At 73.4% G+C, this 13,263-nt stretch carries 14 protein-coding genes and 1 pseudogene; 5 read left to right on the forward strand and 10 right to left on the reverse strand.

Going from position 1 to position 13,263, the window contains the following annotated elements; genetic code table 11:
* Window positions 1-253: 253 nt before the first annotated feature.
* Complete coding sequence (locus AC061S_RS20315; RefSeq protein WP_478687375.1) at window positions 254-889, reverse strand: uridine kinase family protein; 636 nt, start codon at window positions 887-889, stop codon at window positions 254-256.
* Between the two features lie 484 nt (window positions 890-1,373).
* On the opposite strand from AC061S_RS20315, the gene AC061S_RS20320 reads away from it, so the two are divergent.
* The 3 genes from AC061S_RS20320 (at window position 1,374) to AC061S_RS20330 (ending at window position 3,562) form a co-directional block, all read left to right on the forward strand.
* On the forward strand, window positions 1,374-2,777 hold the full coding sequence (locus AC061S_RS20320) for a C39 family peptidase (RefSeq protein WP_478687376.1): 1,404 nt from the start codon (window positions 1,374-1,376) through the stop codon (window positions 2,775-2,777).
* Between the two features lie 84 nt (window positions 2,778-2,861).
* Window positions 2,862-3,287 carry an SPW repeat protein gene (locus tag AC061S_RS20325; RefSeq protein ID WP_243341630.1) on the forward strand — a complete coding sequence of 142 codons (426 nt, stop codon included), beginning with the start codon at window positions 2,862-2,864 and terminating at the stop codon, window positions 3,285-3,287.
* A 116-nt stretch (window positions 3,288-3,403) separates the two neighbouring features.
* Window positions 3,404-3,562: an SCO1431 family membrane protein gene (locus tag AC061S_RS20330; protein ID WP_243341628.1), complete on the forward strand. Its 159-nt coding sequence runs from the start codon at window positions 3,404-3,406 to the stop codon at window positions 3,560-3,562.
* Here the strand turns inward: AC061S_RS20330 and AC061S_RS20335 are convergent.
* From AC061S_RS20335 to AC061S_RS20345, 3 genes are read right to left on the reverse strand one after another with little or no spacing between them, the layout of a single operon-like run.
* Window positions 3,537-4,511, reverse strand: a complete 975-nt coding sequence (locus tag AC061S_RS20335; protein ID WP_478687377.1) for a hypothetical protein — start codon at window positions 4,509-4,511, stop codon at window positions 3,537-3,539. The two genes, AC061S_RS20330 and AC061S_RS20335, sit on opposite strands and share 26 nt — an antisense overlap.
* Window positions 4,508-5,473, reverse strand: coding sequence for a DUF6114 domain-containing protein (locus AC061S_RS20340; protein ID WP_478687378.1), 966 nt, complete (start codon window positions 5,471-5,473; stop codon window positions 4,508-4,510). Before AC061S_RS20340 ends, AC061S_RS20335 begins: the two co-directional genes overlap by 4 nt.
* A complete protein-coding gene (locus AC061S_RS20345) occupies window positions 5,464-6,012 on the reverse strand; it encodes a DUF6230 family protein (RefSeq protein ID WP_422521344.1) in 549 nt (182 codons plus the stop codon). Before AC061S_RS20345 ends, AC061S_RS20340 begins: the two co-directional genes overlap by 10 nt.
* Window positions 6,013-6,224: 212 nt before the next feature.
* Between AC061S_RS20345 and AC061S_RS20350 the strand changes: the two are divergent.
* A pseudogene (locus AC061S_RS20350) lies at window positions 6,225-6,758 on the forward strand (TetR/AcrR family transcriptional regulator); the annotation flags it as partial.
* A gap of 518 nt (window positions 6,759-7,276) precedes the next feature.
* Entirely contained in the window at window positions 7,277-8,446 is a 1,170-nt protein-coding gene (locus AC061S_RS20355; protein ID WP_478687379.1) for an acyl-CoA dehydrogenase family protein, read from the forward strand.
* Between the two features lie 165 nt (window positions 8,447-8,611).
* Here the strand turns inward: AC061S_RS20355 and AC061S_RS20360 are convergent, their stop codons facing one another.
* The 6 genes from AC061S_RS20360 to AC061S_RS20385 form a co-directional block, all read right to left on the reverse strand.
* On the reverse strand, window positions 8,612-8,827 hold the full coding sequence (locus tag AC061S_RS20360; protein ID WP_478687380.1) for a hypothetical protein: 216 nt from the start codon (window positions 8,825-8,827) through the stop codon (window positions 8,612-8,614).
* A gap of 166 nt (window positions 8,828-8,993) precedes the next feature.
* A complete protein-coding gene (locus AC061S_RS20365) occupies window positions 8,994-9,710 on the reverse strand; it encodes a hypothetical protein (RefSeq protein WP_478687381.1) in 717 nt (238 codons plus the stop codon).
* A gap of 115 nt (window positions 9,711-9,825) precedes the next feature.
* Window positions 9,826-10,284, reverse strand: a complete 459-nt coding sequence (locus tag AC061S_RS20370; protein ID WP_478687382.1) for a hypothetical protein — start codon at window positions 10,282-10,284, stop codon at window positions 9,826-9,828.
* A gap of 187 nt (window positions 10,285-10,471) precedes the next feature.
* Window positions 10,472-10,993 (reverse strand): DUF4396 domain-containing protein, encoded by a 522-nt coding sequence (locus tag AC061S_RS20375; protein ID WP_478687383.1) that lies wholly within the window; start codon window positions 10,991-10,993, stop codon window positions 10,472-10,474.
* A gap of 154 nt (window positions 10,994-11,147) precedes the next feature.
* Complete coding sequence (locus AC061S_RS20380) at window positions 11,148-11,780, reverse strand: DUF305 domain-containing protein (RefSeq protein WP_478687384.1); 633 nt, start codon at window positions 11,778-11,780, stop codon at window positions 11,148-11,150.
* A gap of 127 nt (window positions 11,781-11,907) precedes the next feature.
* Window positions 11,908-12,327: a DUF6153 family protein gene (locus AC061S_RS20385; protein ID WP_478687385.1), complete on the reverse strand. Its 420-nt coding sequence runs from the start codon at window positions 12,325-12,327 to the stop codon at window positions 11,908-11,910.
* Window positions 12,328-13,263 lie beyond the last annotated feature (936 nt).

Genomic DNA, 13,263 nt, shown 5'->3' on the forward strand with positions numbered 1-13,263 from the left:
TTCCGGGCGGTCCGCGGTGACGCAGGGTGAGAAGACGGCCGGGATGCGACCCGTGCGACGCCGTGACGGAGGAGTGCCGGGCGGGACTTCGCGGGGGCCGGGGGCAGAACGAAGCCCCCGATCACGGGGGAACAATCGGGGGCTTCGCGTCCGCGGCGGCCGGTGAGGGCCGCTTCTTCAGAACGTAAGGCCGTCCCGGCCCCCGGGTCAAGCGGCCGGGAGGCACCCGCGGAGGGGGTCTTCCCGCGGCCCTTCAGGCCTGGGGGGCCTCGTCACCCTCAGTCACGCCGGCGGCGATTTCAGCCGCCCCGGCAGCCCCGGAAGTCCACTCGTATCCCGTACCGCTCTGGCGTACCAGGGTGTCCGCGAAGGGGCGCGAAGGATCATCCGAGAAGTGCGCGCGCTCCGCGCGCTCCCATCCGTCCCAGAAGTCGGACAGTTCACGCCCGTCCCGGTCGCGCCCGCGCCCCCAGGACTTCGCGCGCGGGGTCTCCATCCACAGCAGCCGCGCCAGGTACGGGCGCAGGGCGCGCCGTCCGGCGCCGACCCCCTCGACGAGCAGCACGGGACCGGGCTCCAGCACCCGCTCGGGACCGAACCGCCGCTCGACCCAGTCGTACGGTTCCCAGTGCGCGGCCCGCCCCGCGGCGAGCGGCTCCAGCACCTGCGCGCGCAGCCGCCCCACCCATCCGAACAGCTCCTCATGGGTGGCCACATCGTCGAGCCGCAACACGGGAACCCCGCCCAGCGCTTCGGCGAGCGCCTTGGCGAACGTCGTCTTCCCGGACCCGGCGTGCCCGTCGATCCCGACGAGACGGACGGGCCCGAGGGAGGGCGGCCGGGCGAGGATCTCGCGCGCGAGGGGCTGGAGTGACACCTGATGTTCCACGGCCCCCACCGTAAGACCTTCGCCCCTCACGCGACGGCCCGGCCCTGGCGGGGCCGTCCCCTACCCGCCCTTCGCCCGTTCCCCGAGCTGCGCCCGGACCCCCTGGGGCTCCGCCCCAGACCCCGCGCCTCAAACGCCGGCGAGGCTGGATTTCGCTCGGCGTGGGCTGGATTGCCCGCAGGGCAATTTCAGCCCCTCCGGCGTTTGAGAAGCGGGGGTCGGGGGGCTGGCCCCCGGAAACGGCGCCGCACGCGGAAACAGGTCCGGGGCGAAGCCCCGGGGAACGGTGGAACCGGGGGTCCCCCCGGACGGAGTCTGGGGGAGGGTAGGGGACACCCCCCGCAGGGCCCGCCCCGGGGAACGGGGGAGAGGGGGCCGCGCCCCGTCACCCCGACACGGCCCCCCGGCTTCACGGCCCCGCAGGCGGGAACTGGAAGGGTGTGCGGGAGCCGACCCGCCGCACCGACCCCTGGGGGCCACGCCGATGACCGCACCCACACCCCGCCGCGCCCTACTGGCGGTAGCCCTGGCGGCCGCCGCCGCCACAGTCCCCGGCGGCCGAGCCTCCGCGACCCCGTCGACGCCCGCCACCGAGGGGCCGGGCCGGGCCCCGGCCACCCCGCCGCCTGCCGGGTCCACCGGCGGAGCCACCCGCAAGACGGTCGACAACCGCTTCTGGTACTCGTACGCCCACTGGACCGCCGGCCTCCACCAGGGCACCACCGCCATCGGCGGCCCCCGCCCCGGCCTGGAGATCAAGACCCCGACGGGCCGCACCGAGTACGCCGACCCGCACACCGGGAAGAAGAGCACCTGGGAGTACGCCACCTGGACCTCCCCGGTCCACACCTCCACCGTGCCCGCCACCGAGGCCATCGCCTCCTGGAACGCCCGCACTCCGGCCGGCACCTGGATCCAGGCCGAACTGCGCGGCACCTACACCGACGGCACCGCCACCCCCTGGTACGTGATGGGCCGCTGGGCCTCGGGCGACGGCGACATCCGGCGCACCTCCGTGGACGGGCAGACCGACGGCAAGTCCACCGTCTGGACGGACACCCTGGCCGTGGACGCCCCCGCGGGCGGGCTCCGGATCAAGGACTGGCGGCTGCGCCTGACCCTGTACCGCAAGCCCGGCGCGAGCCGCGGCCCCACGGTGTGGCTGGCCGGCGCCATGGCCTCGGACGTCCCGGACCGGTTCACGGTCCCCGCCTCCGCCGCCTCCGGCGGGGCCCACGAGCTGAAGGTGCCGAGGTACTCGCAGGAGACGCACGCCGGCCAGTACCCGGAGTACGACAACGGCGGCGAGGCCTGGTGCAGCCCCACCTCCTCGCAGATGATCATCGAGTTCTGGGGCCGCCGGGCCAGCGTCTCAGCCGTGGCCTGGGTCAAGAAGGACTACGCGGACCCGCAGGTCTGCCACGCAGCCCGCTCCACCTACGACTCCGCCTACAAGGGCTGCGGCAACTGGCCCTTCAGCGCCGCCTACGCCGCCACCTACCGGCAGTTGGCCGGCGTGGTCACCCGCCTCGCCTCCCTCGCCGACCTGGAGGCCCTGGTCCGGGCGGGGGTCCCGGTCATCACCTCCCAGTCCTTCACGGCCGAGGAGCTCGCGGGCGCCGGCTACGGCACGGCCGGCCACCTGATGACCGTCATCGGCTTCACCGCCTCGGGCGACGTGATCGCCAACGACCCGAACTCGGCCGACAACGCCGCCGTGCGCCGGGTCTACCGCCGCCGGCAGTTCGAAAACAACTGGCTGCGGACCAAGCGGTACAACGCCGCAGGCAAGGTCGTCTCCGGCACCGGAGGCGTCTGCTACCTCTACGGTCCGATCCGGCCGAACCCGGCCCAGGTCCTCGCGCTGCGGGCGGTCGGCGTGCTCTGAGAACTCGCGTTGCCGTGGATGGCATGTAAGTGGAACATAAAGGGCAAAAGGGCAATAGGAGCTTCTCATAGGAGGCAGCCCGCCATGACCACCCAACCGAGAATGGAACACCACCCCGACCTCGCTGAGATGCGCTCGCGGTTCGAGCGGGTCACCAGCACCCCGAGCGCCCAGGTCGTCGAGGCGCTGGCCCTGATGACGGGCCTGTACATCGCCGCCTCGCCGTGGATCGCCGGATTCAGCGGGCTCAGCTCGCTGGCGATCAACAACCTGATCGCGGGCCTGGCGTACTGCCTGTGCATGAGCGGACTCGGCTCCGCTTACGAACGCACCCACGCCATGGCCTGGACGGCGGTCGGTCTCGCCGCCTGGACGATCGTCGCGCCCTTCGTCATCTCCGGCGACGTCAGCACCACGCGCACGGTGTGGAGCAACGTCATCGCCGGCGGTATCGCCCTGTGCCTGGCCCTGGCCATGGCGGGCATGGCGGGCCGCGATCGCACCACCTGATCCGTCGCGCACCCCTCACGCCCCCGGTCCGCACCACGCGGCCGGGGGCGTGAGACATGCCACCAGTGACCATCGTCTCTACCGCGAGGGCCGTCCCCGCTGTCACATTGGAGGGCATGACCGCACACAGCGCCGCCCTGACCGCCCGCGCCCGCAACCTGGTCCGCACCGGCGGACCCGAGGACGATTCCTCCTCCTGGCTGGAGCACGTGCTCGGCTGGACCCTGGTCGTGGTCGTGGCCATGTTCGTCACCCAGGTCGGCTGGTTCTTCTAACCCCCGGCCCGGCCCCGGGCCCGGGCTTCGGTCCCGCGTCCGGATCCGCCTCCGGCTCCCGCTCCGGCTCGCGCTCCCGCTCGGCCTCGGGCTCCACCCGCCAGTGCCGATCCGGAACGCCCACCAGCCCGTACAGCGTCCGCACGGGCGAGCGCGCCGGCAGCAGCACCACCCCGGCCACCAGGGCGAACACCCCGATCCCGGCCCACCACCCCAGCAGCCGGACGAGGACGCTCGCGCCGAGCGCCCCCGCGAACGGCAGCCCGTAGACCCCCGCCCCGGCGATCGCCACCGCGATCACCCTGGGCACCTTGAGGTCCGCCGCGGCGCCCGGCAGCCGCCAGCCCTCCACCAGCCAGCCGATCTCGGCCAGCAGCATCGTGCCGATGACGGCCGTCCCGAAGACCAGCACGGCCAGGAAGGTGCCCGAGGTCGCGAAGGCCAGGACGCCGTTCACCACGCCGTCCGCGTCCCAGTCGGCGAAGGCCTGCGGATCGGCGCTCAGCAGCCGCTCGTACCCCGTGCCGTCCCACCCGTGGATCAGGGTGAAGAACAGCAGGAAGTACCCGGCCACCGCCTGGAGGTACCCCCAGTACCCGGCCCCGACCAGGACGAACAGCCGCGCCGCCAGGAACCCGAGCAGGGCGCCGACGACCACCGAGGCCACGTGGAAGAGGGCGAAGCCGGCCCACACCCCTTCGTGGTCGCGGGCCACGTGCATCGTCGACCAGGCCGGGTTCTGCCAGAGCAGGTACACCCCGGTCGGGGCGGGCAGCAGGGCCGCGTAGAGCAGGGTGAGCGCCAGGTACGGATGGGCCGCGCGGCTCCTCGTACGGACTCCCTCGCCCCGGACCGACCGCTCCCACCACTGGAGCTGGCGCCCGGCGGCCACCGCGAAGGTGGCGCCGATGCCGTACGCCCACAGCGGCGCGCCCAGGACGGGGATCACGAGGCCACCAGCCGCAGGCGCTGGGTCTTGATCACGTCGGAGGTGACGAGCGCCTGCTCCGCGCTGACCCGGGTCATGAAGACGAACGGCGGGATGACCGGGGGAGCGGGCAGCCCGTCCGGGCTGAAGGTCACGCACAGCAGCCCTTCGATGCAGCCGCTGAACCTCGTCAGGTACAAGGTCACATCGCCGCTCAGGTCGAGCCTCTTCGCGGCGAGCCCGTACTCCTCGTGGCCGTCACGGCTGCGCAGCTCGTAGTCGGTGAGCGTGGCGGCCCGCATCCGCAGCACCAGCACCTTCAGCGGGCCGTCCACCGTGGGCACGTGCGTGACCCCCGCGAAGGCGAACCCCTGCGGCGCGAAGAGCGAGGTGGTCACGGTCGGGGGAGTGCGCGCCGCCATGGGCGCGCCCTGCCCGGCCGCCCCCGCCCGCGGAGCGCCGCCGGCCACCAGCGAGACGAGCAGCACCACCGGCAGCGCGGCGGCCAGCGTGCGCGGCCCGCTGCCGTCGAGGCTCGGGATGTACGGGCCCTCCTCGCCCGCCTCCGGATCGGGCAGCGGGGTCCAGCCGAAGGCCAGCGCGCTGCCCGCGATGCCGAGCAGCATGCCGACGAGGAAGCCGCCGAGGTTGGTCGCCACGAAGGACAGCACCGAGAGCAGCAGCGCGTGGACGGAGACGTAGGCCCGGGCCTGGGGCAGCAGCCACAGGAACAGGCCGGCGGCGATCAGCGCGAGGCCGATCCCGATGGCGGCGATCCCGCCGAGGCCCAGGCTGACCAGCACAGTGAGCGGGGAGAGCGGGACCAGCAGCAGCTCGGTCCCGCCCAGGATCACCAGCAGCCCGCCCCAGAAGGGGCGGGTGCGGCGCCAGGCGCGAAGCCGCCGCCGGGGGCCGGGCAGCGGGAGCCGTCGCTCCAGCCACCCGCCGCCCGGCCCGGCGGGCCCGCGCAGGCCTAGAAGCACTTCTTGCCGTCCAGGCTGACGTTCAGCTTCAGGCCCTTGAGGTGGAAGTTGCCGCCCGTCGCCGACCAGGCGTGCGACTTCACGTCCACGACCTCGATGTCCCCGGCCTGCAGGCCGAACTTGCCGGCCTCGCCCTTGATCCCGCCGACCTGGTCGAGGGTCGAGGCGTCGCGGCCGATCTGGGCCGTTCCGAAGACGGCGTCGCCGGCCAGGTCCTCGCCGTCGATGACGAGGTTGCTGGCGGTGACGTTGCCGGCCGGGCCGCCGGCGGTCAGCTTGAAGACCACCTTGCCCACCGGGGTGTCCACCTCGGCGGCCTGGCAGATGTCCGTGAGGGTGGCCTCGCCGATGCCGAGCAGCGCGACGGGATGCCCCTTGCCGTCGACGGAGCGGTCCGTGTGCACGTAGGAGGCCAGGCCCTTGCTGCTCAGTTTGGACGAGGAGACCTGGAAGCTGGTCCCCGAGACGGCGAAGGAGGCGGCGAGCGCGCCCTGCGCCATGACCATCGCCATCGCCCCGACCGCGACGACCGCGGGCATCGCGACGGCGGCCGTCTTCTTCCAGTTGACCCGGCCCTCGGGGGTGTTTCTCGTCGTGCTCGTCCTGCCGTTGCCCATGATGTGGTCCTCCCGTACGTCGTCCGGTGCGCAGGGGGAGTGCAAAGGGAAGTGCAAAGGGAAGTGCAAAAGGGGGTGCACGCGGGTCTGCCATACTTCGGGCATCCTGTGGCAGTTCGAGGCTAGGGCTGAATTTGAATAATAGTCAACAGCGCGGAACGACCGGACGTTCGCAGGTTCGGCGGGCCGAACTGATAGCGATCGGCCGCAAGTTGTTCGCCGACACCTCGTACGACGCGCTCTCCATGGACGACATCGCCAAGCACGCAGGCGTGGCCAAGGGGCTCATCTACTACTACTTCAAGAGCAAACGCGGCTACTACCTGGCCATCGTCGAGGACTCGGTGGCCGAGCTCGTGGCCCGCGCCGCGGGCGAGAGCGAACTGCCCAACGCCCAGCGGGTGCGCACCACCATCGACGGCTACCTGTACTACGCCGAGCACCACCAGGCCGCCTACCGCACCATCGTCACCGGCGGCGTCGGCTCCGACTCCGAGGTCCTCGCCATCCGCGACGCCGTCCGCGAGGAACTCATCGCGACCATCGCCGAAGGAGCGTACGGCCGCCGCGAGATCCCGCCGATCGCCCGGCTGGCACTGGTCGGCTGGCTGGCGGGCGTCGAGGGCAGCACCCTCGACTGGATCGGCCCGGCGGACGCCCCGGCGCAGGTGCCGTCGCAGGGCGCGGCCCAGGTACCGGCTCATGGCTCGGCCCAGGTGCCGGTCCAGACCGCTGCGCAGGTGCCTGACCAGGCACCTGACCAGGCACCTGACGAGCTCCCTGACCGGGTCTCGGCGGATGCCCCTGCCCAGCTCTCTCCCCAGCCCTCTCCGCAGGCCTCTCCCCAGGCCCCGGCGCGGGCAAGGGAGGGCCGCGGACCCGGGGCTCCCGGGCTTCCCGGCCATCCCGACCGGGCCGAGGTCGGCGCCCTGCTGGTGCGCACGCTGCGCGCGACCCTGACGGTGATCGAGGGGTTCGTCCCCGAGTGCCCGGCCCCGCCCGTCCCCGAAGATGATCTCGACCCGTGACGGGAAGCCCCTGATCGGGCATACTCAACGGCCGCAGCCCCTCGAACTGGACCTTCCCGCGATCCGGGAGGGCACCATCGGCTGTGAGCCCCGAGACCCGGCGACGCGTACCACCCTCACGCGCCGCCCCGTGCTTGACGAGTGAGGAGAGCGCAGCCATGACCGACCGCGCGCCGCAGGTGGACCGATCGCTGCCCACCGAGGAGTCCCGAGACCTGCTCGCGCTCGTACGCGAGATCGCGCAGCGGGAGATCCGCCCCCGGGCCGCCGAGGAGGAGGATGCCGGCCGCTTCCCCCGGGAGGTCTTCGGACTCCTTTCCGAGTCCGGGCTGCTGGGACTCCCGTACGCCGGCGAGTTCGGCGGCGGCGACCAGCCGTACGAGGTCTACCTCCAGGTGCTGGAGGAGCTGGCCGCGGCCCGCCTGACCGTCGGCCTCGGCGTCAGCGTGCACTCGCTGGCCTGCCACGGCCTGGCCGGCTACGGAACCAAGGAACAGCGGAGCGCCCATCTGCCCGCGATGCTCGGCGGCGGACTGCTCGGCGCGTACTGCCTCTCCGAGCCGGCCGCGGGCTCGGACGCGGCCTCCCTGGCCACCAAGGCGGTCCGGGACGGCGACGACTGGCTGATCACCGGGACCAAGGCCTGGATCACCCACGGCGGGGTCGCCGACTTCTACACCGTGCTGGCCCGCACGGGCGTGGAAGGCCCGAAGGGCATCACGGCCTTCCTGGTCCCGGGCGACGCGGAAGGCCTCACGGCCGCGGTCCCCGAGAAGAAGATGGGCATGAAGGGCTCGCCGACCGCCCAGCTGCACTTCGACGGCGTACGGGTCCCGGACTCGCGCCGCATCGGCGAGGAGGGCCAGGGCTTCAGCATCGCCCTGGCCGCCCTGGACGCGGGCCGCCTCGGCATCGCCGCCTGCGCGATCGGCGTGGCGCAGGCCGCGCTCGACGAGGCAGTGGCCTACGCCCTGGACCGCAAGCAGTTCGGACACCCCATCGCGGACTTCCAGGGCCTGCGGTTCATGCTGGCCGACATGGCGACGAAGATCGAGGCGGGCCGCGCGCTGTACCTGGCGGCGGCCCGGCTGCGGGACGCGGGCAAGCCCTTCTCCCGCCAGGCGGCCATGGCCAAGCTCTTCTGCACCGACGCGGCGATGGCCGTCACGACGGACGCGGTCCAGGTGCTCGGCGGCTACGGCTACACGGCGGACTTCCCGGTCGAGCGGCTGATGCGCGAAGCGAAGGTCCTCCAGATCGTGGAGGGCACGAACCAGATCCAGCGCATGGTCATCGCCCGCCACCTGGCGGGCCCGGAATCCCGCTAGTGCTGTGGCCGGAAAGGTTTGCCGGGTCGCGGTGTCCGGTGGGGTGCATTGCAAGGCGGAGGACCGCGACTCGTACTGGACGTACCGTCGTGGTCCGACAACGCGGCGAGGTGCCGTGCCGGGCGCCGTGACACGGTGAACCTTTCCGGTCACAGCACTAGCCGCCTACGCCCCGAAGAGGGGGCCGGTCGGCCAGATGGGGGAGGAGGCGATCCGGGACCACTCCGGATCGCGCTGCCCCGGCAGGGTCCGGCCGTCCTCCTCCCAGCGGGTGAGCAGCGCGCTGTAGATGGGCGGGTCGGGGGCCTGCCGAACCGATTCTTCGTACCCTGCGGCGGGCGCCCGCCGACGGCGCCCCACCCTCGGCGTGGAAGTCTCCATCGTGGTCATACGGGGCCAACGCGCCACCGGACCCACGGGTAACCCCGCCCATCCGTTCGACCTTTCCCCTCCCGCCCCTCCCGCCCCGCGGTTCCTGGCCGTACCACGCCCCCGGCGCCGGGGTGTTGCCCGGTTGCCGGGGGCGCGGCCGTGCCGAGTGCGGTCGTCAGTGTCCGTGACCGTCGTTGTGGGCCGGAGGTGTGGAGGCCGGCTTCGGCGCGGGGGTGGAGGCCGGTGCCGGAGCGGTGGCCGTGGAAGGACTGTCGGCGGGGGCGTGGTCGTCTGCGGTGGGTTCGTCCGCGGTGCCGTGGCTGTGGCCGCCGCCGGGCGCGGTCTCCATGGATGCCGCGATCTCGCGCAGGCCGAAGAGGGCGAGGGCCGCTACGGCGAGGATGCTCAGGCCCAGCAGGCTGAAGATGCGCTGCCAGGGGGTGTCGGCGTCCTTGATGACGTAGGCGATGAAGGAGACGACGATGCCGGCGGGAACGAGGACGGCGCCGCGGGCGGGGAAGTCGTCGAAGTGCTGGAGCCCGCCGCTGAGCATGCCGATGCCGAACGAGAGCAGCAGCGAGGAGCCGATCACGACCAGCATGCGCGCGGGTCCGGGCCGCTCGCGGGTGAGGAGGAACTCGTTGAGGACGGTCGCGGCGAGGAAGACGAGCGCGCCGTAGCCGGCGATGCGGGTGTAGCGGTCGGGGTCGAGCGGGTGGTGGACGACGGCGCCGCTGATGAGGCCGGCGCCGACGAAGTAGCCGACGTACCCGAGATAGCGGGCGGCCAGCGAACGCTTGCCGGAGGAGTGCGCCTTGCGCCGGGCGGCCCGCCCGGCGGCGTGCGGCGTGTGGTCTGCGGTCCGGGCGTCGAGGAGCCGGGGAGAGGTCATGTCGTGGAGTTCCTTGGGTGCTGCGTGCGTGGCTCATCACCCGGCGGACCGCCGCGGTAGGGCGGGCCGGGGTGGGCGAGGAGAGTCAGGACAGATCGGGGCGAACGGCCCGGATCTATACCTGCTGCACCACGGAACCGAGGCAACTCCGCAAGGGAGGCAGGCCGCAGGGGAGGGTCCGGGTCCAGGGCTGCGGCGTCATCGCGGCGAAAGCCGGAGTGAGCTCGCTCAGGGGGACCAGGTGTGGGCAGGGCAGGTCGATCCCGTGCTGCGGGTGGCCGGAGGCGCATGCCTCGGCGGGGTGTGCGTGCCGGCTGTCGCCGTCGCGGCCGTCGGGGCTCTGGTCGGCGCCGTCGCCGTCGCCGTCGTGCGCCGTGTGGGTGCCGTCGCTCTCCACGGGCACCTGGTGGGGCACTGTCACGGCCCCGCCGGTGACGTGCGCGGAAGCGCTCTCGGCCCCGGCGGCGTGGGTGTAGAGGAAGGCGAACAGTAGCGCGGCCAGCCACAGCAGCTTGAGCGGGCCCGCCGGTCGGCGGGTCCGCGTCGTGCCGCATGCAGCCCGGGCCGTGACCATGGCGCGACCTTACCCGGCGTCCCGACGGCGCTGTCCACCAGCCCGGTCGTCGCACGTGCCCACGCCCCCCGCCGGGCCTCGACGCGAAGCTGCCCGGGCGCACCCTCAGGGTGCGCCCGGGCAGTTTCGCCCCGTACGGCCTGTGCGCCCTGCGCGGCCGGGTTCGGCGGTCGGCTCAGTGGTGGGCTCAGTGGTGGGCGTGGACGACGGCATGCCCCTTGCCGCGGCCGATCATCCACTTGTTCACCGGTGTGGTGATCACGAAGGCGACGGCGAAGCCGCCCAGCAGCGCGGACCAGAACAGTGCGTCGGACAGATGGGCGTCCATCGCCCCGGGGGTCATGGCGATGATGCCGTTGTCGACGAGCTCCATCACGGCGATCGAGACGGTGTCCGCGGCCAGCGCCACCTTGATCGCGCTCTTCCAGCCCAGCCCGGCCTTGCGGACGGCGAACAGGGTGAAGGAGTAGCCGAAGACGAACGCCAGGGTGATCGCCAGGACCATCGTCTGGACGTTGCCCCACATCAGCGCGGTGCCGATGACCATGCCGAGGATCTCGCCGATGGCGCACCCGGTGAGGCAGTGCAGCGTCGCCTTCGCCGCGGATCCCCAGGTCACCGGGCCCGGCTGATGCCCGGTGTGACCCTGGTGCGCCTGGTGCGCGGCGTGGTCGTGCGCGGTGCTGGTGTGGTGTGCGCCGTGATCCATGACCGTCATCCCCATTCCCGTTAAGTGTGACCCCCCTCCTGGGGTCCCACACAGCAAACCGTATACCCCCCGGGGGTATTCCGCGAGGGGTGCGGGCAGAAGAAAGCGGGGGAGCGCGGCGGCCGGTACGGTCCGCCGCGCCCCTCCGTCGGGGTCAGTTCTTGCCGAGCAGGCCGTTCATCCTGGCGATCTCGGCGGTCTGCGAGGTGATGATGGCGTCGGCCATCGCCTTGGCCTCCGGGTAGGCCCCCTGGGCCTTCTCCGTCTCGGCCATCGCCACGGCACCCTCGTGGTGCTTGATCATCAGCTGCATGAAGGCCGTGTCGAAGGCCGTGCCCGACGCCTTCGCGAGGTTGTCCATCTCCTCGGGCGTCATCATGCCGCCCGCCCCGTGCGCGGAGTGGTCCGCGGCGCCCTCGGCCGGCACCTGCTCACCCCAGGAGGCGAGCCAGCCCGAGAGGGTCTTGATCTCCGGGTCCTGGGCCTTCTTGATCTCCGAGGCGAGTTCCTTCACCTCGGCGGACTGTGCGCGGGTGAGGGCGAGATCCGCCATCTCCACCGCCTGGCGGTGGTGCGGGATCATTCCCTTGGCGAAGGTGACGTCGCCGGCGTTGTGCGAGGCCGACGGGGTCGGGGTGGACGGGGTGGCCGGAGCGGTCGACGTCGCCGACCGGTGGCCGCCGTGCCCTGTCGAGGTGTCGTCGCTCGACCCGCAGGCCGCGAGGATGAGCGAGGCCGCGCCCGCGGCGGCGACAACGGCGGTACGGCGGAGGAAGTGCTTGTTCATGGTGGTGCGACTCCTTGGTGCGCAGCCCTGAAGCGGGCATGCGGGAGGCGGAAGTGAGGGCTTGGCCGGGGCGCGGCGCCACGCCGCCCGGCGAGGGCCGGGGCGTGCGGGTGCCGTGCGGGCAGCTCTAAATCCGCAGGAGTTGTAGTTCGGCCAGGTCGGGCGGGGCCCGTCCGTTCTCGGGAGCCCCGGGCGCGCCGGAGGGCAGTGCCACGACCGCGGGCGCGAGGCCGAGGGTGGCGGTCAGGGCGGGAGGGGCGTACGCGACACCGATACCGGTCGCCGCGCAGGTCGCATCCGCGTGATGGGCGGCCGGGGCGTGCCCAGCTCCGCCGGCGGCGTGAGAACAGTCCCCCGCCATTTCGTGGCCGGCCGCCTCCGCGGCCATCGCCGCGCCGTGCGATCCGGCACCCGCCGACGCCTTCGCGGGCACAGCCCCGGGGCCCAGGCCGTGCATCCCCAGAACCCCGATCAGCACCGCGAGCACCAGCAGCACAAGACCGCGCCCGGCAGGGCGGCGTCCAGGCGACAGGGCGGCGGAGTTCATGAGCTCATCGTACGGTCCGACCCCGAAGCCCCCGAGCTGACGCGCGCATGCGGCTCGCCACCGCGCAAATCACCCCCCTCAGCCGACCCCACCCTCTACAACCAAGCCGCGCACCCCCCCCGGCCCTCCGAGGCCGAGCCAAGCCGCGCAGCCGTGCCCGCGGGCGGCCAAGGGGCCCCGTGCCCCGTCGGAAGAGCGCACCGGCCCTTCCGCGTGAACGGCGCCAGGCCCGACCGGGCCGCACCCCTGGCGAGCACCCTGCCGGGGCCGCGCAATCCGATGGGGTGCCGGCTGATCCGTCGAGGAGCCCTCAGCGGTCACCCGCCCCGCGCGGGCCCCACAACCCGGGAGGGTCAGCTGACCCTCCCGGGGAGTCCCAGGCGAGCACCCTGCGCGGGCCCCACAGACAGGGAGGGTTAGCACCCTGCGCAGACCCGCAACCCGCAAGGGTCAGCCGATCTGTCCGGAAGCCTCGGCGGGCACCCTCCGGAGATCCCGCGCCCCGGGAGCGGCAGCAGATCCGACAGGAAGCCTCCGGTGGGCGCGCAGCCCGCGAGGGGGCAGCCGATCCGCCGGGAAGCCTCCGGTGGGCGCGCGGTCCGGGAGCGGCGGCAGTTGATCCGTCGCCCCAGGGGGACTCAACACCCCCCGGGCCGCCCACGGCCTCCGGCCGCCCACGGCCCCCGGGCCGCCCACGGCCTCCGGCCGCCCACGGCCTCCGGCCGCCCACGGCCCCCGGGCCGCCCACGGCCTCCGGCCGCCCACGGCCTCCGGCCGCCCACGGCCTCCGGCCGCCCACGGCCCCCGGGCCGCCCACGGCCTCCGGCCGCCCACGGCCCCCGGGCCGCCCACGGCCTCCGGCCGCCCACGGCCTCCGGCCGCCCACGGCCTCCGGCCGCCCACGGCCTCCGGCCGCCCACGGCCTCCGGCCGCCCA

This window comes from Streptomyces sp. CA189, from assembly GCF_056428985.1.